The sequence below is a fragment of the Fischerella sp. PCC 9605 genome, from assembly GCF_000517105.1.
Lineage (GTDB): Bacteria > Cyanobacteriota > Cyanobacteriia > Cyanobacteriales > Nostocaceae > PCC9605.
In genome coordinates, this window is record NZ_KI912151.1 from 623,418 (window position 1) to 644,705 (window position 21,288).

Here is a 21,288-nt window from a genome sequence, read left to right on the forward strand (position 1 = left end):
TTTTGGGCTTTTCACCTTTGTGTCTTAGTGTCTTTGTGGTGAAAAAATTGACTTTTGAACCACCAAGGCACTAAGACACCAAGAAAAATACATTACACCTTGAAAGGGCTAGGGCGTGTTTTCAAACTCCTAAATGTCATTCTGAGCGAAATGAAATGGAGCGAAGAATCTCATAAAAATCTGGGTTATAGAGATGCTTCACTACGCTAATGCTACGTTCAGCATGACAAAACCGATACTTTGAAAACACACCCTAGTCTCTACACTTGGATTCATACATAAAATCAGTTGTTTGTTTAAGTTATATACAAAGTTATATACCCTCTACGAGAACTTATATAGGTACTTATATAGCACCTTGCGACAATCGAATTAAGGCAAAAGTTAAAAGTTAAAAGAAAGAAAATTCTCTTTTTACTTTTTACTTTTTACTTCTCTTTTGCCTTTTTACTTTTAACTTTTTACTTTATATCATGTTCACCCTCGAACAACTTCTTTTAGCGTGGGTTCAAGTTCGTGCGGGAAGTCGCAGCGCTGGTGTGGATGGAATTACCGTTGATTTGTTTGCAGCCTCTGCTGACGAACAGTTACGGATCATTCTACGCCAGCTACAACAAAAATCTTACCGTGCCAGTCCAGCAAAAGGGTTTTATTTAACTAAGAAAAGTGGTGGTAAGCGGCTAGTTGGTATTTCCACGGTACGCGACAGAATTGTCCAGCGGTTGCTACTGGAAGAATTGTACTTACCTTTGGAGGACACATTTGTTGATTGTAGCTATGCATATCGCCCAGGATGCAACATTCAACAAGCAGTCCAGCGTTTATTTTCTTACTACCAGTATCGCCCAACTTGGATCGTCAAAGCCGATATCGCCCAATTTTTTGACAACCTGTGTTGGGCTTTACTGTTAACTGGGTTGGAAACATTGCAGCTGGAAGCAACAGTAATGGAATTGCTGGAACAACAAATCAAATCCGGGGTTGTAATTGCGGGTAAGTACATCAATTTCGGTAAAGGCGTATTGCAAGGAGGGATACTATCGGGAGCGTTAGGAAATTTATACCTAACTGAATTTGATAGAAAATGCCTCAATCAGGGAATTAATTTAGTCAGGTACGGTGATGATTTTGCTGTTGCTTGTAGCAGTTCGACAGAAGCAAACCGTATTCTCAACAAAATCACAACTTGCTTAGGGGGACTTTATCTCACCCTCCAACCCGAAAAAACACAAATTTTTGCACCCCACGAAGAGTTTACGTTTCTTGGCTACCGCTTTGTGAATGGAGAAGTTTACGCACCTGCTCCCCCAGAACCCAGACGCGAGGGGGAATGGTTAGTTGATGCTTCTGGTACACCTTACTTTCGTCCCAAACAACGCCCAGTCAAATTTGTTTCCCGTCCGCCAAAAGCTTGTGACATTAGCAAACCGATTAATTTTCCTCGCGCACCTATATCTCATTTTTGGCAGGAATTTATGACAACATTATACGTAACTGACCAAGGTGCTTATCTAAGTGTAAAAAATCACCAATTTTAGGTATTTTATCAGAGGGAATTACGAATTAAAGTTCCCGTTGTGCGAGTCACGAATATTGTGTTGTTTGGTTGTTGTAATGTATCGCATGGTGCAGTAACTATGGCATTGCGGCGACGCATTCCGGTGATGTATTTGTCACAAAAGGGAAGGTATTTTGGACGGTTAGAGACGGAAGGACAAGCGAAAGTAGAATATTTAGCGCGTCAGGTAGAATGTTCCCGTGATGATAAGTTTACTAGACAACAGGCTGAGGCGATCGTCTGGGCGAAGTTGCATAACTCTCGAAATTTGTTGATGCGTTTAAACCGCCGTCGTAATTCTAAAGAAGTAGATGGAACTATTGTTGTAGAAGCGATTAAAAATTTAGAAATTTTGATGGATAAGTTATTTTTTGCCGAAAGTATGGATGCGCTGCGGGGATATGAAGGGAAAGCAGCTACCATATATTTTCAAGCATTGGGAACTTTGTTTACTGGACCATTTAAATTTGAAAAACGTACCAAGCGTCCACCGACTGACCCAATTAATAGTATGCTGAGTTTGGGTTACACCCTGTTAAGCCAAAATGTTTATTCGTTTGTGCAAACGATAGGGCTACATACTCATTTTGGTAACTTACATGTTCCCAGAGATAATCATCCAGCTTTGGTTTCTGATTTAGTGGAAGAATGGAGAGCCCAATTAGTTGATTCTCTGGTTGCTTATCTAGTGAACTCTCAAATTTTTACGATTGATGATTTCACTCCACCAGACGAACGCGGAGGAGTATACTTTCAGCCTCATGCACTTAAGAAATTTCTCAAGCAATGGGAGGAAAAGTTACAATCAGAACTAACCCACTCTCATACTGGTCAAAAAGTGCCATACCGTCGCTGTATCGAGTTGCAAGTAAGAGAATACATTGCTTGTTTGATGGGTGAGGTGAAAGTGTATCGTCCCATGATTTGGAAAATGTAAAGAAATGTAAATTTGCGGGGGGTGGGTAATGGCTGAAATACTGATTTTTCGGTTACCCCCCGCAAATCCCAGTCTGGATAAGCGTTTGAAGTGTGTTAGCCCACTGTCTTTTCTCAATAAACCATGCTTTTTGACAGCTAGTATTGACCCCCCGCAAATTTGGGTGTATACAGTTAAGTCAGGGTAAGGTTTTCAATAGCCAAGCTTTAAACTTCTTCGGAAGTTGAATTAATGGAAACATTGTGGTGTTAAATTACCCGTTAGAGATCGAATATTTAAACTTCTTCGGAAGTTGAATTAATGGAAACTCTAAAGCCTCGCAGAGCTTCAAAATTGTCTCATGGTGTTTAAACTTCTTCGGAAGTTGAATTAATGGAAACTGGGTTAGTTCAATCTCAAAAAATTAAACTTCGACATTTAAACTTCTTCGGAAGTTGAATTAATGGAAACAAAGAGTGAAAAGAAGGAAAAGAAAGAAGAAAGATTTAAACTTCTTCGGAAGTTGAATTAATGGAAACTGGGATTACAAAACATGTAATCTTGCATCTCTATTTTTAAACTTCTTCGGAAGTTGAATTAATGGAAACTCTATTGCGTTGATGATTAAACTCAGACGCCCCAAAAATACGTTTAAACTTCTTCGGAAGTTGAATTAATGGAAACAACGCCAGAACCTTCAGGGTACTGATGATCCTCGTGAACATTTAAACTTCTTCGGAAGTTGAATTAATGGAAACTTGACAATTGATGACATGCCGCTCTTTTCCCAAAACAACTTTAAACTTCTTCGGAAGTTGAATTAATGGAAACTTTACTATTTCAGTTGGCATAACAGACTCCAATCCCTGTCCACTTTAAACTTCTTCGGAAGTTGAATTAATGGAAACTAATTGCGCCGAAAATCATTAAGTATCCTGTAAACTTGGATCTTTAAACTTCTTCGGAAGTTGAATTAATGGAAACTACAACCTGTTGGTCAAGCTGACTGCACTCATTCAACAAATCTTTAAACTTCTTCGGAAGTTGAATTAATGGAAACGAACGTTTAACAAAAGAGTACATTCCACCTTCCAAAACGATCTTTAAACTTCTTCGGAAGTTGAATTAATGGAAACCCCTTAAACCTTCCTAAAATTCTATGAGTTAATGTCCTTTAAACTTCTTCGGAAGTTGAATTAATGGAAACCAAAATCTTTTTCAGGTAAAACATAGGGAGCTACTGTACTTTAAACTTCTTCGGAAGTTGAATTAATGGAAACAGTTTCCTGATTGTTATCAAGCGATAGATAAGCAGAAAGCTTTAAACTTCTTCGGAAGTTGAATTAATGGAAACTTTATGATTACAATCTGACCCGCTTTGCCCTGGTTTAGTGGCTTTAAACTTCTTCGGAAGTTGAATTAATGGAAACTGTACTGATCGGTATGTTTTTGTAACCCCCATTTTTTGCTTTAAACTTCTTCGGAAGTTGAATTAATGGAAACGCCAAACTCCAGCGGTGGGTCTAGCACAAAAAGTGAAAACTTTAAACTTCTTCGGAAGTTGAATTAATGGAAACGGTCTCTGTACATAAGGAGGCTTTCTCGGATTACAGCTTTAAACTTCTTCGGAAGTTGAATTAATGGAAACTTCTGGGTTAGTTTTGGTTTTCGAGAAAGGGTTAAAACTTTAAACTTCTTCGGAAGTTGAATTAATGGAAACCAATTTGTTGAAAATTTCCGGATCAGTATTTACGTCTTTAAACTTCTTCGGAAGTTGAATTAATGGAAATCTTTACCATCTAGAAAACTCAAATCAATTCCATAATCCTTTAAACTTCTTCGGAAGTTGAATTAATGGAAACAAGATGCTGTTCTCCATTTTTCGTTTGTACATGAACGCTTTAAACTTCTTCGGAAGTTGAATTAATGGAAACATACCACTATAGGATTACGGCTAACGATTGTTTGAGAACTTTAAACTTCTTCGGAAGTTGAATTAATGGAAACTGCCTGCCATCAAGCCCAACCACGCCACATCTAATCTTTAAACTTCTTCAGAAGTTGAATTAATGGAAATCTTTGAATAGACATTCTTCAAAGATTTTGACATTACAAAAATCTCTAGTAAATTGAGTCGGAGTTATATTCTCCGACTTTTTTATTCCCTAACTTATATACTCGGCAAAATTTATATACAAACTTATATGCAAAAACTTCTTAGTTATACACGAGGTTATATACCCCTTTGAGAAGATGGAATTAAGTCAAAAGTGAAAAGTTAAAAGGCACTCATCAAGCCTTTCTCTTTTGACTTTTTACTTGTAACCTTTTACTTTATTTAATCTATGTCCACAATCTACATCACCGAGCAAGATGTATCGTTCAAAATCCAACACCATTACTTAAAGGTGTTTCATCAACAAAAGCAATGCATCTGTATTCGGATTAGCAACATCAGTCAAATCATCCTCTTTGGTAACATACCTCTACCAAAAGAAGTCGTTAAAACCGTGATTTCTCATCAAATTCCTGTCTTATATTTAACCCAAGATAGTGAATATATAGGCAGGTTAGAAAATACATCCCAACGACAAGCTAAATATTTAATCTACCAACGCCGACGCGCACGCGATGTAGAATTTAATCGCGCTACAGCAGAAAGTATTATTTGGGCAAAACTGCACAACCAAAATACTTTTCTGCAAAGTTGGACTCGCCATTACACAAGTCCCGCAACCCAACGCGCATTAAATTACTTGATGCTGCTGATGGATAACTTAGGATTAGCAACATCCCTCGACGAACTGCGCCAATATAGCGAAGAAGCTGATAACGTTTACTATTGCGCCATTGGTTCGCTACTCAACTTCTACAACCGATGTCCGCAGACAACTGCAAAGCGAATTCGCAGATTTTTAAACCTGGGAAATCAGCTGCTGCATCAATATATTTACACCCTTCTCAATACCGCAGGACTCCACCCCGACTACGCAATCTTACATCATGACAGCGATCGCGAACTTCCCTTAGTGTGGGATTTCATGGCAGAATTTCACGCACCTATCGTTGATGACTTGGTGTTAACTTTTGTACGCAATTTCCCAAATTTAAACGGTAATAGAAAGAATCAACCGCGAAGCTTACTTCAACGTTTCCTCCAATATTGGGAAGGGAAACTGCGAACTTTTGTACTGCATCCTTATGCTGGAGAAGTAAGTTATCGCCAGTGTATTGACTTGCAGGTACGCGAATATCTCACCTGTTTGCTAGGCGATGTCGAATACTACCGTCCCCTAGCGCTGAAATTCAACCCTGCAAGCGAAGTAAAAAGTTAAAAGTTAAAAGTTAAAAGAGAAGAGGAGGATGAAGTTAAAAGTCAAAGGTTAAAAGTCAAAAGTTAAAAGAGAATCCCCCTGAAGAAAATTTTGGTAGTAATCTACGCATTTCTTCTTTCTTCTTTCTTTTTACTTTTCACTTTTTACTTTTTACTTTCTCAGATGTTTTACTTAGTTTGCTACGACATCGTTAGCGACACCCGTCGCAACAAGGTGTCGAAACTCCTGGAAGCTTACGGGTTGCGGGTGCAAAAGTCGGTGTTTGAGTGCATATTGGATGAAAAGCAGTATGAAACCCTGTCCAAATATTTGATGCGACTCGTTAACAAACGCGAAGACCAAGTTAGATTCTACCCCATGTCTGCACACAACCGTTGCAAAGTAGCAGTTTTGGGTACGCAACCTGAATTTGTAGTAGACGACGCAGCGTTTATTGTTTAGCAAGAAACCAAGTTTATATCCAATATGAATATTTACAAAAAAGCACGCGCACCACCGTTGTGTAAATATTTAGTGCGCTTTCGGTCAAGTTTGGATATTCAGAAACTATTGAATGCAGATTCAAACTATCAAGTTTCGTTTGATTTTTACTGCTAAAGCTCAAAAACAACTTGATGCATTATCCCCAAAAGACCGCAAGCAATACAACAAAGCTTTTGAATGTTTCGCTAATAATGGCCCGGTTTATCGCAGCTTGAGAAGCCATCGGTATCGCTGCAAAGATGGTGATATTTGGAGTTCTTCTGCTTCGATGGCGAAACGATTTTATTGGCGTTACAGCGAGGAACAAAGTATTGAGGTGACACATATAGATTCGCACTAACTAAGTAAAAAGTCAAAAGTTCAAAGTTAAAAGAACATTGTCCATCTAACAACTTTTGACTTTTTACCTACTTGTTACTTTTCTCTTCCTTTTTCTTTCTTTTGCCTTTTATCTTTTTACTTTTTACTTAAGAGATATGCCCAAACCTCGTCCACTACAAATCCGAGAATTACGGCTAATTTCACTCTACAGCAATTGGGAATTCGGTATGACACCAACAGCATTTTATACCAAATGGGCAGTCAGCTACGAACAAATTGCCCTAATCTGCTCCCGTTCTGATTCCACAGTCAGGAGTTGGTTTAGAACTGGTCGCAATCGACGCAATCCAACACGTAATGATTTACTGCATCTAGCATTGATGGATTTCTTGCTTGAACATTTTGAGGAGATTCCCGAACAAATTTTGTACCTGCTATGTCTTCCTAATTCTCAGTAATGATTTAGATTAAAAGGGATTGGGGACAGGTGATTAGGGACTGGGGACTAGGTTGAAGCGGAAAAATTTGGAAGGGGATTTAAACTGGTCTTGATTGTTTTAAGCTTTTTTGTTCATAAAATATCGATTTTGTCAATATCGCCTTGACCTGTCTTTGCAAATATTTCTTGGCTAAGGTGATTGTAGGCAATTTCAAAGTGTATTCAGAGAAGTAAAAAGTCAAAAGTAAAAAGTTAAAAGACTTTATCTTTTGCCTTTTAACTTTTATCTTTTACTTGGAGCGAAGCGATGGTGACTTATTCTGAGCAATTGCATCCGTGGTGTATTATTCGTGTTCTCTCTGAGAATCAACATCAGATAGTTGCACGATTTCGCCGTCAAAACGAAGCTGCTGCTTATTTACAAGTCCTGCATAACTCTGCCAAAACTGCAAATTTTTTGCTGGTTTTTGAAGCACAGGGCTTACAGAAGTTACCTGATGCTTAACACTTTGAGTTGACTGATACTAAGTTACAGTCAAAGATAGTACTTCCCTCACCCCGCCTCTCCCAATTTGGGAGAGGCGGGGTGAGGGCACGAATTACTATTCTATTGCTATGTCTGAACACAACTTGGTGTGACTTCTTATGAAGTCGAATTAATGGAAACGTTTGCACTTTGATTATGTTAAAAGTCAAAAAGTTAAAAGTAAAAAGAAATTAATCTCTGATTACTTTTAACTTTTTACTTTTTACCTCTTTTTTTCTTTCTTTTGCCTTTTAACTTTTTACTTTTGCCTTATTCGGTCAAAGGCTATTTCATCCTTGTCGTAACAACAGATACCACCCGAAACCCGATGTTCAGCTTCCTGGCGTCTGGGACGCCGTAGCTGCTGCGAGTGGCAGAACGACATTTTCCAGGATTGTTGTTCCAAGAACCACCGCGCATCAATCGGTTTTGAATATCATTTTGATTCTCATCTATCCATGCACTCCCATCTGTGGGTGCTCCCTCGTAGTTTTCATGCCAAGTATCTGCACACCATTCCCAGACTAAGCCGTGCATGTCGTATAAACCAAAGGCATTAGCTACCTGAAACATCCCAACAGGAGTAGTTTCGCTACGATTTATACCTTTATCTTCAGAACCATAGATATAGCTGCAATTATAATTCGCCAAATCACTTGAAATCGTCTCACCAAAGTGAAATGGGGTTGTTGTTCCCGCACGACATGCATATTCCCACTCGGCTTCGCTTGGCAGCCGAAATTCCTGCCCTGTTTTTTGAGAAAGTCTGGCACAAAATTCTACAGCATCGTACCAATTCACTTGCTCGACAGGACGATCGCCGCCTTTGAAGTAAGACGGTTTGGGATCAAGGTTACGCTCTACCTTTGGCAGTGATGCGATCGCCTGCCACTGCACCTGGGTAACTGGATACTTACCCATTAAGAATGACGAGATGGTCACTTGATGCTGGGGGCGCTCACTATTATCTGAGTCTTTCTCTTGTGGAGGTGCACCCATGCAAAATGTACCGCCTGGAATTTGCACCATTTCTAATATGACCTGATTACCAAGGTCTATCTCCACTGTGGGTGGATGTTCCACTAGGCGAATCGACTCTACTGTATTGTTGATTTGTGCAGTCAGCATGGGAATTTGTTCCCCAAGCTGCTTGAGTGCTTTGGCTGCTTCTCTGCGAACTTTGGCAACTTCGCTGTCATTTTCTAAAAGTCTATGCAAGCGAGGAATAGCTGAGATTGCATCTTTGCCTATAGTTCCCAAATCAGTTGCAGCACGGACACGGTATTCTGCCTCTGGTGCAGAAAGCTCCTGAATTAAAATTCGCACTCGTCGTTGGCGTTGAAATTGTCGGACTTTTTCCAGGTCTAAACCTGCCTTTTCGCCCACCTTCTCTGCCACAAAATCAGGAACATGGAACTGTTTCCCTTTCACCTCGCAACAGTCCCGCAGTGCTAACAAAAAGCCTTTAATTTCTTCTGGAAAACCTGGTTTGTCATTAGCCGCTTCTATTAAGTTATTCCAAGCTGCTTGATCGTCCCGATAGTTTTGAACCAAATATAACCCTGCTAGATACTCTGCGAGAGGATCGAGGCTGAAGCGCAGTGTTTGATTTTTGACACGAACTAAGGAGAGTCTCCTTTCCAGATACTTAAGGTGTTTTTGAGCGTTTTCTTTTGCTGTTTCTGCAACTGACTCCAAGGATTCTAGGGCTTTTAAAACTTCTGTACAACCAGCAGATTCCAGCTTGAAGGAAGGCTCTATGCATTTCCATGCCACAACCTCAGCAATTTCATGAACCTTTTGATTATCCAGTTCGCCTTGAGTTGATTTATTTAATTCATCCAGGTATTGCAGCATCAAATCAGGCACGTTATCTGGTAAATCTTCGGTAAATTCACCTTCTTTGGCAGCAATCATTTGATCTGCGTAGAGTTTGACCAGTAGAATGGTGATGCCTTGTTTATTAGGTTCTATTTGCTCAACTTGCCTGACACTTGCCATCCTCTCAAGGCGGCGATAAGCTTCTGAATAATCTAGCCCGTCAAACAGATGTGCCTTTCCCTTTTTTTCTAAGTATCGGTTGAGAAACGAGGCGAGGCTACCAACGGAAATCCGAAAGGGTTCTATGAAGCTTGGGGCTACTTCTGACCCTAAAATGTCCTTTAGGCGAGAAGTAACGATTAAGGCATTAGCTGGAAATTCCTTATTTTGTGGCTGAATCGCCTTGCGGGTTTCTGCACTCATTTCCGAGAGGTGATCGACAATAACCAAAATCCGCCGCTTCGCTAGCAATTGCTTCAGTAGCTCCTCTGGGATAGGTTGGCCTTCCCGTGTTAGTTCTTTCAATAGCCCGCCAATGGTTTCTAACAAGGGCTGATCTAATTCTTCCTCAATCAAGATCGGCAGCATTTGGTGTTGGCAGAGGCGTTCATCTTTCTGTTTGGCCATCGACCACTTGGCAATTTGACAGGCAAGACTGGTCTTACCTGACCCACCTTCCCCGCAAATAACTAGCCGCACTTGGGATTTGGCAAAGGTGTTTGTTAGTGCTTTAGCGTTGAAATCCTTGATGTCAACTTTCTGACCATTCAACACAAAAGGCTCAGCAATGTGTATTTTACGATTCTCAACCGTGGGACGACTATCAAATTGTTCTTGGGCAGTCTTAAGGCGCTTGTTTACCCACGCATCCAGCACTCTGGGATGATACTTGAGAAAGAGTAAGCACCGTAGCGAAACTGGCAAGTTGACAACAGGAATGGTAAAAGTCGCGGGCTTGACCCACTCATCTAGTTGTAACAAAAAGGTAGGGCGAACAATAAAGATGCCAAAATAGCCTACTAAATAACCAACTGCCAGCCATATCCAGGGATTGTTCCCAAACCATTGAATTGCTTGGTAAAGGGGTTGGTCTGTCAGTTGGTTTAGCTTAGTTTGCAATGCATTGCGAGTCAGGCGCAAATCCTGGATGTCTTTTTCCTTAGTCTTCCATTTCCGTTTGTCTTTTTCCAAACGCTTGAGAGCTTCTTCCAAATTTTGCTTGAGGGTTTTCAGGTCTTGAATTGCTTGGTAGTCCCACTCTGACAGTGTATCCCCCTGCTTGTGTACCATTCTGCCAATTTGGATCAAAGCAGAAGCTGCATTAGTGCGAACTGCTTCATCACTATCTCCCAAGGCTTCAACTACATCAGGTGCAACTTTCTGGGCATCTACTCCCATCTTTCCCAAGGCATCAGCGGCATTAGCTCTAATAGCTACCTCACTATCGCTCAGGGCATTTGCCAATAATGGAACTGCGCCTTCCCCACACTGGACTACGTCATTACGGGCAGCTTTGAGAGCTTTTGCATCCTTGAATTGCTCTATCTTTACGCGAATATCTGCTTGAGTACAATTCTGGGCTTTTATACTACCGCTGAGTAACAACGGTAACGACAAACTCAAAAGCGTCGCATTTAGCCATAGAGGTAATTTTTGTTGGATGCCCTTAGCCATGTACTCATACCAAATATGCTATTTTTGCAGCATACAGCAGATTCCAAGTGAATCAAGTACAGTTAGCAAATCCTTCACCCTCTTTCCCTCTCCCAAAATTGAGAGAGGGAAAGAGGGTGAGGGTGTACTTCATTTCCATGCAAAGTGCTGTATCAAATATCTTCTTGCCCACATAAAAAAGGTAGGGTTGTTTCATTAGCCCTTTCAAGGTGTAATGTATTTTTCTTGGTGTCTCTACCCTGCGGGAAGCCGCCCTTGCGGGCGTCTACGCTGCGCTCGAGGGCAAGCTTAGTGTCTTTGTGGTGAAAAAATTGACTTTTGAACCACCAAGGCACTAAGACACAAAGGTGAAAAGCCCAAAATTCGGGAAATTTTTTGAGGATTTTTACCCACCTTGAAAGGGCTAGGTTGTTTCATTTTAAAGAAAAGAAGTCAACTACCGACTATTTCAAAAGGGCGATCGCATTTCCAAAAAACCTAGTTTCAATATCTTCTGGAGACTAAGGTTGATTCTCACTTTTCAAAAGGGCGATCGCATTTCCAAAAAACCTAGTACTGTATCATTCAGCAAACAGAATAAAATATGTATCAGATCAAAAGTGAATTCCACCAGACACTACATTTTTGCGCGAACCCCTAGCTGTTTTTATCGAACGCTTGTTATATAAGTTTCAAAAGCTTATCTGTACTAGCTTTGAGCGATTTTCTCTCAAAACGAGGTTCGCGAAAACGCTGAAATCCTTACCACAAATGATTTCTGGGCAATTTTACACATCAAGGCATTTGACAGGCGATGGCTGAAACGGTACTTTTGGATCTGGTTCGCGAAATTAGGTACTGTAAGTCTTTTATTTCAAGGCTTTCAAACCCCAGCAGTCTCCACTAACAATGTGGAGGCGAATTAATGGAAACTTGGCTCTATCTGCTGCTAGTATCGGATTGCGGCAAGTCTCCACTAACAATGTGGAGGCGAATTAATGGAAACTCCAAAGAGGGAACTCTTACACTGCTTGTAATTTGTCTCCACTAACAATGTGGAGGCGAATTAATGGAAACCATGACCGAATGCAAACCTTAGCCTCAGGCTTCGGGTCTCCACTAACAATGTGGAGGCGAATTAATGGAAACTTCATTAGCTAGTAGTGTAGAACTACCCGACAGTAGTCTCCACTAACAATGTGGAGGCGAATTAATGGAAACGTCTTGTAAGAAGGTTGCACGCACTTCTTACTCTTGTCTCCACTAACAATGTGGAGGCGAATTAATGGAAACGGCAGTTTAGTGAGTTTCCGGTGACGGCTCCTAACGTCTCCACTAACAATGTGGAGGCGAATTAATGGAAACGATACGCGCTATTTATCTAACGCAATTAAAAAACTACCGTCTCCACTAACAATGTGGAGGCGAATTAATGGAAACATTTCTTTCTGAAGAAGATAAAAATAATATTAGATTGTCTCCACTAACAATGTGGAGGCGAATTAATGGAAACGCTTAAGAAGAATATATATATATATGTAATGAAGATGTCTCCACTAACAATGTGGAGGCGAATTAATGGAAACAATCCGGAAAATCAGAATGAAGCGAATAATAGAGCAGTCTCCACTAACAATGTGGAGGCGAATTAATGGAAACGCTTTATGTTTAAATACAATTTCCTTACAGTTTGTCTCCACTAACAATGTGGAGGCGAATTAATGGAAACAGTAATTGTTAATACAGTGATTAAACTACTGGATTGTCTCCACTAACAATGTGGAGGCGAATTAATGGAAACCTCCCAGGCGGTGACGCATCCGGATTTTGACAAAATCAATGTCTCCACTAACAATGTGGAGGCGAATTAATGGAAACTTGGCTGAGGTTCAATCCTCCGGAAACCCTAACAGCGTCTCCACTAACAATGTGGAGGCGAATTAATGGAAACTTCAACTTTCATCTGAGGGATGACAAACATCTGGGTCTCCACTAACAATGTGGAGGCGAATTAATGGAAACCTAATAGAACAGGGATTAGCCCGAGAGGATTTCCCGTCTCCACTAACAATGTGGAGGCGAATTAATGGAAACATTGCGCTGCAAGCCACCTCCCATAGCCTCGCCCGTCTCCACTAACAATGTGGAGGCGAATTAATGGAAACTGCTAGAATCATCAAGAAAGGTGACAACGAATATGTCTCCACTAACAATGTGGAGGCGAATTAATGGAAACTAGATTTAGATGCCCACCATTTAGGATTAAATAGGTCTCCACTAACAATGTGGAGGCGAATTAATGGAAACCTCCCCCGCAAGCCTCCGCTCCTCTTTCCTCCCGTCTCCACTAACAATGTGGAGGCGAATTAATGGAAACCTAATAGCCGCGCTTCACACTTGGCTATGTGGAAGTCTCCACTAACAATGTGGAGGCGAATTAATGGAAACCATAGTTCAATCTCTAATAGGGATTTGTGTTTTTCGGTCTCCACTAACAATGTGGAGGCGAATTAATGGAAACATCTGTATCGACATCTGCATTTGCTGTTATGGGTCTCCACTAACAATGTGGAGGCGAATTAATGGAAACATTGTGCTTCCTTGGTCTTCCAAGGGAATGGGAAGTCTCCACTAACAATGTGGAGGCGAATTAATGGAAACCCTTGATCGCTTGCTAATATTCGTTTTTTACCATCGTTGAAGTCTCCACTAACAATGTGGAGGCGAATTAATGGAAACCAACAAGAATTTCGAGTCTGAAAAAAGACTGCGTGCATTGTCTCCACTAACAATGTGGAGGCGAATTAATGGAAACAGCGCTGGATGCATCCCCACTACCGCCACCCCCACCAGTCTCCACTAACAATGTGGAGGCGAATTAATGGAAACTATCACAAAACATAGCAGCCTCATCCATTTTACTGGTCTCCACTAACAATGTGGAGGCGAATTAATGGAAACACGCTTTACAAAGAAAGAAAGAGAAGAGATAAAAGTCTCCACTAACAATGTGGAGGCGAATTAATGGAAACAAGAATAACCTAATTTAATTAATCGTCCATTATGTCTCCACTAACAATGTGGAGGCGAATTAATGGAAACTTCAAACCCCATCTTAATCACCACTCGCTCTGCTGTCTCCACTAACAATGTGGAGGCGAATTAATGGAAACCTGGTGTTCGCCGCGCCAGATTAAATAGCATGAGGGCATCGCTGAGGGTCTCCACTAACAATGTGGAGGCGAATTAATGGAAACGGTTCAGGCGATAGATAGGCTAAACTAAGTTACAGTCTCCACTAACAATGTGGAGGCGAATTAATGGAAACACGCCAGGAGTTAATTACAACTCATTCCAGATAGAGTCTCCACTAACAATGTGGAGGCGAATTAATGGAAACCTCGATAAGCTTTGCTAATACTGTAGCTGGTGCGTAGGTCTCCACTAACAATGTGGAGGCGAATTAATGGAAACCCAGTTCTCTAATGCGATCGCTTTGAGCAGGAATAGTCTCCACTAACAATGTGGAGGCGAATTAATGGAAACCTGATACCGCTTCGCTTCGCTGAACAATCCGATAGTCTCCACTAACAATGTGGAGGCGAATTAATGGAAACATGTAATCCCCACTTCGTGCCGTGGAGCGCGGTGAGGTCTCCACTAACAATGTGGAGGCGAATTAATGGAAACCCTTTAAGTTGTTCACTGGCGTTAATAGGATATTCAAGTCTCCACTAACAATGTGGAGGCGAATTAATGGAAACGTTTGTATCCAGCCCAAGGGTCAAACTTATTGCCGTCTCCACTACAATGTGGAGGCGAATTAATGGAAACCATCAACGTAAACCATGCCTCGTCCGCAATACGAAGTCTCCACTAACAATGTGGAGGCGAATTAATGGAAACAGAAATTCGCTGGTATCATCTCTTGATACTACAGAGTCTCCACTAATACCGATTTGAAAAAAGAATGCGACAAATAGATATTGTAGAGACGCTTCAAACAGCGCGTCTGGTCATCAGAATCTGTTGCAAACATTTATTGATATCAAATCCGTTTGATTAGTTATCGTATCTGCCCTCACCCCCTTCCCCTCTCCCAACTTGGGAGAGGGGTGTCCGACAAAGGTGAGGGTTTTTAATGAACATGAATTAGCCGGACTTGATATGAATCGGTATAAAAATGTAGAGGCGAATTAATGAAATCCTAGCAGTACCGCCCCAACCAGTACCTCACAATCAACGATTAAGTACAAATTGTTACTATTCCACAGTAACACTCTTAGCAAGATTACGAGGTTGATCCACATCCAAGCCGCGACGGGCAGCAATGTGATAAGCCAGTAATTGCAAAGGAATCACACTTAGGATGGGGGAAAGTAATTCATCCACAAAAGAAAGGGGAATGAGATCGTTAAATATTTCTGCTGCTTCTCCCTCTTTGACAGGTGTAACACCAATTAACCTAGAATCACGAGCTTTTGCTTCTTGAGCATTAGAGATAACTTTTTCGTAGACACTACCAGGTACAGCGATCGCCACTACTGGTACTTTTGCATCCAACAAAGCGATAGGGCCGTGCTTCATTTCGCCAGCTGGGTAGCCTTCAGCGTGAATGTAGCTAATTTCCTTTAGTTTCAACGCTCCTTCCAAGGCAATAGGAAAGTTTATTCCTCTACCCAAAAAGATGAAATCTTGTGTTTCAGCAAACTCATGTGCTAGTTGTTCGGTTAATTTTTCTTGGCCTTCCAAATTTGCTTCAATTTCCTTGGGAATCTGCCATAATCCTTTGAGAATATCCTCTAAAATATCTGGAGGAAGTGTTTGACGACAATAGGCTAAATCTAGCGCCAAAGCGTAAAACGCCATTAGTTGGGCAATAAAAGTTTTTGTCGCCGCCACTCCAACTTCAATCCCGGCAAGGGTATTAATGATATGCGGAACCATGTGTCCCAAACTACTTTCTGGGCGATTGGTAATTCCCAAAAGTCGTGCTTGATATTTAGCTTCTCTACCTTGACGTCGTTCTTGTTCCATTGCCAAGGCTGCCAGTGTATCAGCTGTTTCACCGGATTGGGTAACGCCAATAGTGAGCGTATTAGACGTTAGGGGTGAGGGAGCATAGCGGAACTCAGAAGCATACTGTACCTGAGTCGGTATTTCTGCCAGTTGTTCTAGTAAATATTTACCCACTAATGCCGCGTGCCAACTAGTACCGCAAGCGACGATTTGAATTTGCTCTAAATTGGTGTAAAGTTCACTTGGCAAACCAATATTGATGGGGGAATCACCACTATTAGTTGCATTCCAATCCGTGTTGAAATAAGCTTCCAAACAAGCTCTTACCACTCCCGGTTGCTCGTAAATTTCCTTGAGCATGAAGTGCTTGAATCCTTGTTTTTCTACCATCATGGGATTCAAGCTGAGTAGACGGGGATGTTTTTTCAACCTTTGGCCAGCAAAGTTGTAAATTTCCACACCCAAAGGAGTGAGACGTGCTATTTCGCCATTTTCCAGGGGTAGCACCGCACGGGTATGGGAAATAATCGCGGGAGTATCGGAAGCACAGAAAAACTCTCCTTGCCCAAAACCAATCACCAAGGGAGCTTGTTGACGAACGACAATGAGTTCATCGGGATAGTCGGCGCAGATAATCGCGATCGCAAATGCACCTTGCAATTTATTAACAGCTTTTCGTACCGACTCTAAGAACACAGAGTCAGAATTACTTTGTCCAAGAGCAATTTCTTCCTTGATCAACTGGGCGATTAAGTGAGGTATGACTTCTGTATCTGTTTCTGAGCGAAATTGATGTCCTTGGGTCTTGAGTTGTTCGCGTAGCTCACGATAGTTTTCGATAATGCCATTTTGCACCACTGCCACCCGCATCGCCGTATCCATATGGGGATGGGCGTTGTATTCTTCTGGTTTACCATGAGTTGCCCAGCGAGTATGACCGATACCAATTTGAGCGGGGGCATCTAGCTGTTCTAACTTGGAACGCAGGTTGTATAGTTTGCCTTTAGCCCGAACGCAATTAATTTCTCCTTCCCAGATCGTGGCAATTCCCGCAGAATCGTAACCCCGATACTCCAGTTTTTCCAGCCCAGATAACAAAATTTCTGTTGCCGCTTGAGTGCCAACATAGCCAACGATACCGCACATAGCTCACACCACCACATTTTCAGGATGATTAAATCCAGTATAGTTGTTAGCACAATAATCCGACATCAGCAAAGAGCAAAAGAAGCTACATAGCTGCCTTTAGCGTTCACATGCTAAGATTTTTGGAATTTTTTATAGGAAGAGATAAATTTTTTAGGTTGGACATTGCCCACCACTCTAATTGAATGGTGAGAAATGTCCATCCTAAGTTCTAAAAGTGTTTGCTATCCGACTTTATACACTGCCCCTCAAGGGGCAGCAGATTCATTTACACCCCTATGAGGGGTGGGCTTTTCTGCGATTTTAGTAAGCCAGACCCATACTGCGAGTGGTTTCAGCTCCCAGGTAAACCCGGATGCTCAAAAAGTCGGTTGGACAAGCAGTTTCACACCGCTTGCAGCCCACACAGTCTTCTGTGCGGGGGGAAGAGGCTATTTGAGCAGCTCTACAGCCATCCCAGGGAACCATTTCCAACACGTCAGTTGGACAAGCACGGACGCATTGGGTGCAGCCAATACAGGTATCGTAGATTTTTACGGTATGAGACATTAAAAAGGCTCCTTTCCGAGTGTTCTTCTCTGCGAAAGAATCATAATCAAGGCTTAGTTTACCGCAGTGGCTTAGCCGTCGTAATCAAAAGGCTACATAACTTCAAACAACGTAATAGGGATGGTCAATAGTCATATCAAGTCCGGCTAATTCATATTCATTAAAAACCCTCACCCCCTCCTATCGGACACCCCTCTCCCCAGTTGGGAGAGGGGCTGGGGGTGAGGGCAGATACAATAACTAATCAAACGGATTTGATATCAATGGTCATTTGTCATTGGTTAGTGGTTAGTGGTTATTTCTCCCACTCTCCCCATCACTCCATCGCTACTCCCCCGCTCTCCGCATCCTCTTCGGTCAAATGGATCAAATTTTTGACGAAATGTTAAGTTTTCAATATCAGCCTGAAGTGGGTTGGAAGCCAGCAGTTGAACTACAAAATACAAGTGATAACCTGATTTTACGGGGTGCAAATTCCCGGTGTAGAAGGTAAAGATTTAGATATCCAAGTGACTAGGGAAGCAGTCGCTATTACAGATGAACACCGCAATGAAACCAAAGCAGAAAATGGCGGCTATGTACGTTCAAAGTTCCGCTATGGCAAATTCAAGCGAGTAATATCTCTGCCAGTTGCGATTCAAAATGACAAGGTGCAAACTGAGTACAAACATGGTATATTGACACTGATACTGCCTAAAATTACAGAAGCACGTCAGCAAGTAATCAAAATTAACTTAACAAAGAATATTGCTGAACCAGTTTCAGAAGCTACACATATACAAAAAGCTCAAGTAGCATAGTTAACAACTATCGGATTTTTTCCTCATTGGTTGGTTTGGTGTGACATGATTTAACCGCCTTCGTCGTCTAGAAAGCATTTTCCAGACCGTGAGAGCGGTTTTTTTATATGTTGATTAATCGATTTGAGTAGGTTGGTGTAAAAGGGACTGGGGACAGGTGATTAGGGACTGGGGCATGGGGCAATGGGCATGGGGCAAAGATAATCGTTAAATCCCAATACCCAATACCCAATACCCAGTCCCTACTACTAAGAAGCATAGAAAAGTGCTATTAAGTTATGTATAAAGGTGTACTTTAGAGAAAGATTGACAACTTTTTTACAAATTATTAGCAAATAGTTAACTCTAACATAAACTCCGGATGCTATGGCAAGCGGGTGCGTTACTATCCTAATAATGTAAACGTCATTACAAAAGCTTATGGAGCCAGAGACTTTACCAACTGAGGTGATTCTGACACATCCGCGTCAGTCTCTCGGGAGCGTCCAACTTGACTGGATGCCACAACCAGGAAACTATTTAGACTTGGAAGGAAAAACTTATGCTGTTTTAGAACGTCGCCATCGTTACCAGCTCAAGGCGGGACGCTACCGTTTGCAGAAAATAGCTTTATATGTGCAGTCTGCCAAGCGGCCGGAAGAAAAAACTTGGATAGAAGGACGTTGGGTCATCGGCAATGCCAGCTGCCGCTACAATGCTAATTCAGAAATTATTCGCTGTGCAGTTAATCCAGAGGGTCCATGCGAATCTTGCCGCTTCTACGAAAAGTTAAGAACTAAGAGTGAAGAGTAAGAAGTTAACGGACTTAAATTGTAACTCTTCACTTCTAATTCAAAGCTGATAACTTTCTAAAACTTCTCCCACTGTTAAACGCGTACCATTCACAAAATCCCATCCTGACTGGGGACGTTTGCCAGCTAGCTGAACTTCTCGTAACAGCAATAAACCCTCTCCAGTTTGTACGATCGCTCCTACTCCCTTGGCAATGCTTACTACTTCCCCTGGGCTGCCCGACGTTGTTGATAAATCAGGGATTTTATGGTGTAATTCTTGAATTTCTAGTGGTAGTTCTGGCCAGTAAGCAGAACCAAGGGGAGCGGTTGCGGTAATTTTGAGTGGTTGGTTGCGAAAGCCCGTTGTACAGTTAGGGTAAAAGCCTCTGATTTGATTGTGTAATTGTATGGCGCTCTTTGACCAATCCAGTTGATAATCTTCCTTTTGAATTAAAGGCGCATAAGTAGCTTCAGAATTATCTTGAGGAATTGGTTCAATTTCCCCAGCTTCCAGCTTGAGTAAAGTTTCTATCAACAAATCTGCACCTATTGTTGCCAATTTCTCTGCCAAATCTTGGGCATTGTCTAGTAAGCCTATTGGTGTAGTGGCTTTCAGCAGCATTGCACCAGTATCCATCCCTGCATCCATCAACATTGTCGTGATGCCCGTTTCTTTTTCTCCGTGATACAAACACCACTGAATTGGAGCTGCACCCCGATACTTGGGTAAAATCGAGCCATGCACGTTAACACAACCCAACTTGGGCATATCCAAAATTGCTTGAGAGAGAATTTGCCCATAGGCAACAACCACAAATACGTCGGCACCAATTTCTTGGAGTTGAGTGAGAGTTTGGGTATCTTTTTTAACTCGTTGAGGTTGCCATACAGGCAAGTTATGGGCTGTAGCGATGGTTTTTACTGGTGAAGATATAAGTTCATTTCCACGTCCCCGGCGCTTATCTGGTTGTGTAACAACCCCTAGCACTTGAAACTCTGGATGATTGAGCAATTTTTCTAGAGTCGGAACTGCAAATTGTGGAGTACCAAAGAATACAATTTTCATGATAGTCATTAGTCATTAGTCATTAGTCATCCGCTCCAGGATTGGGTATCGGGAATTGGGGATTGGGTATTGGGTATTGGGTACTAAGATTTCTTTATTCCTAGTCCCCAGTCCCCAGTCCCTCTTTTTTCCCAAAAATGAGTTAGTAGAGTTATCTTAGTGGAGTTATAATGAATTGGCTAGATATTTAACGAGTGCCAACTGTATCTCTTGTAACTAAGCTTAACTCTCTGGCTTTGTCTATCGCTAAGCCTTTTCGGGTTCACTACCTCAATTTAGTTTTTATAATTTTTCTAGAAGTCCGCAGCCTTCACTAACCATTTTTAACAAAAGTGTGTTTCTGTAATAGCTGTAACTGCAAATTATATTCTTGTAGTTAAGCTTAAAACAGTTGCCTTTGGCTAGAGTTTGAGTGTTATTGTTTGAGTCTGCTTAGTTGAGCGATACCTTTGTCAAATCCTTGTAATAATGCCGCAATTTTACCGTTATCGGTATCCGCAGTGTTGCAGCAATATAAATAGACAGCTCCTGCCTATCCACAGCTAAGTGTCTGTGTTAGTGTCACTCAAAAGCTATCACTTTGGTGTAGCTGGGTCTGAGCAGCGGCAAAAATTTCTATGAGGCGATAAAAAGTTCGGTTCATCACGGTTCAGTAATTATGCTAGTATCTTTTGCTAGCTATTCTGAATATTTATATCTTGTAATTATTCATACAATTTTTTGTAAAACAATGCAAAATTTAACAAATTTGTCTCCTAAAATCTGCTAGTTCCCTGTTATACATATAATCAAAGCCTGCCCCATAACTGTACTGGCATCACTCCTCACACAGCAACCGCCCTCTAGAGAGTCAACAAATGCTTCAAAACCTTTTGCTGTCAGG

General features: G+C 41.5%; 12 protein-coding genes, 1 pseudogene and 2 CRISPR repeat arrays. Of the genes and pseudogenes, 9 read left to right on the forward strand and 4 right to left on the reverse strand.

The annotated features are described in order from the left end of the window. Window positions 1–473 precede the first annotated feature (473 nt). The 7 genes and pseudogenes from FIS9605_RS46435 to FIS9605_RS0127805 all read left to right on the forward strand — a co-directional run bounded on the left by FIS9605_RS46435 (window position 474) and on the right by FIS9605_RS0127805 (window position 7,557). A complete protein-coding gene (locus tag FIS9605_RS46435) occupies window positions 474–1,538 on the forward strand; it encodes a reverse transcriptase domain-containing protein (protein WP_331280977.1) in 1,065 nt (354 codons plus the stop codon). A 21-nt stretch (window positions 1,539–1,559) separates the two neighbouring features. Beyond that, window positions 1,560–2,495: pseudogene (cas1, locus tag FIS9605_RS46440) on the forward strand (CRISPR-associated endonuclease Cas1); the annotation flags it as partial. A 204-nt stretch (window positions 2,496–2,699) separates the two neighbouring features. Beyond that, window positions 2,700–4,551: a CRISPR direct-repeat array (repeat unit 35 nt; unit sequence CTTTAAACTTCTTCGGAAGTTGAATTAATGGAAAC). A gap of 268 nt (window positions 4,552–4,819) precedes the next feature. After that, a complete protein-coding gene (cas1, locus tag FIS9605_RS38420; protein WP_051470158.1) occupies window positions 4,820–5,809 on the forward strand; it encodes a CRISPR-associated endonuclease Cas1 in 990 nt (329 codons plus the stop codon). A gap of 162 nt (window positions 5,810–5,971) precedes the next feature. Next, entirely contained in the window at window positions 5,972–6,250 is a 279-nt protein-coding gene (gene cas2 / locus FIS9605_RS0127790) for a CRISPR-associated endonuclease Cas2 (protein ID WP_026735499.1), read from the forward strand. 112 nt (window positions 6,251–6,362) lie between these two features. Then, the gene (locus FIS9605_RS0127795) at window positions 6,363–6,632 is read left to right on the forward strand and encodes a hypothetical protein (protein WP_026735500.1); all 270 of its coding nucleotides are present in this window, start codon (window positions 6,363–6,365) and stop codon (window positions 6,630–6,632) included. A gap of 136 nt (window positions 6,633–6,768) precedes the next feature. Next, on the forward strand, window positions 6,769–7,071 hold the full coding sequence (locus FIS9605_RS0127800) for a hypothetical protein (protein ID WP_026735501.1): 303 nt from the start codon (window positions 6,769–6,771) through the stop codon (window positions 7,069–7,071). A gap of 288 nt (window positions 7,072–7,359) precedes the next feature. Then, on the forward strand, window positions 7,360–7,557 hold the full coding sequence (locus FIS9605_RS0127805; protein WP_331280978.1) for a hypothetical protein: 198 nt from the start codon (window positions 7,360–7,362) through the stop codon (window positions 7,555–7,557). 306 nt (window positions 7,558–7,863) lie between these two features. Here the strand turns inward: FIS9605_RS0127805 and FIS9605_RS38425 are convergent, their stop codons facing one another. The 3 genes from FIS9605_RS38425 to psaC form a co-directional block, all read right to left on the reverse strand. After that, on the reverse strand, window positions 7,864–11,073 hold the full coding sequence (locus FIS9605_RS38425; protein WP_051470159.1) for an SUMF1/EgtB/PvdO family nonheme iron enzyme: 3,210 nt from the start codon (window positions 11,071–11,073) through the stop codon (window positions 7,864–7,866). Window positions 11,074–11,948: 875 nt separating this feature from the next. Beyond that, window positions 11,949–14,816: a CRISPR direct-repeat array (repeat unit 37 nt; unit sequence GTCTCCACTAACAATGTGGAGGCGAATTAATGGAAAC). Window positions 14,817–15,315: 499 nt separating this feature from the next. Next, on the reverse strand, window positions 15,316–17,217 hold the full coding sequence (gene glmS / locus FIS9605_RS0127820; protein ID WP_026735503.1) for a glutamine--fructose-6-phosphate transaminase (isomerizing): 1,902 nt from the start codon (window positions 17,215–17,217) through the stop codon (window positions 15,316–15,318). A 303-nt stretch (window positions 17,218–17,520) separates the two neighbouring features. Then, window positions 17,521–17,766 carry a photosystem I iron-sulfur center protein PsaC gene (psaC, locus tag FIS9605_RS0127825; protein WP_026735504.1) on the reverse strand — a complete coding sequence of 82 codons (246 nt, stop codon included), beginning with the start codon at window positions 17,764–17,766 and terminating at the stop codon, window positions 17,521–17,523. Window positions 17,767–18,233: 467 nt separating this feature from the next. Between psaC and FIS9605_RS38430 the strand changes: the two genes are divergently transcribed. Together FIS9605_RS38430 and FIS9605_RS0127835 are read left to right on the forward strand one after the other, a co-directional pair. Then, window positions 18,234–18,566, forward strand: a complete 333-nt coding sequence (locus tag FIS9605_RS38430; protein ID WP_231510487.1) for an Hsp20/alpha crystallin family protein — start codon at window positions 18,234–18,236, stop codon at window positions 18,564–18,566. A 420-nt stretch (window positions 18,567–18,986) separates the two neighbouring features. Beyond that, on the forward strand, window positions 18,987–19,358 hold the full coding sequence (locus tag FIS9605_RS0127835) for a DUF6464 family protein (RefSeq protein ID WP_026735505.1): 372 nt from the start codon (window positions 18,987–18,989) through the stop codon (window positions 19,356–19,358). 39 nt (window positions 19,359–19,397) lie between these two features. Here FIS9605_RS0127835 and fmt read toward each other — a convergent pair whose 3' ends face one another. Then, complete coding sequence (gene fmt, locus FIS9605_RS0127840) at window positions 19,398–20,405, reverse strand: methionyl-tRNA formyltransferase (RefSeq protein ID WP_026735506.1); 1,008 nt, start codon at window positions 20,403–20,405, stop codon at window positions 19,398–19,400. Window positions 20,406–21,288: the final 883 nt, after the last annotated feature.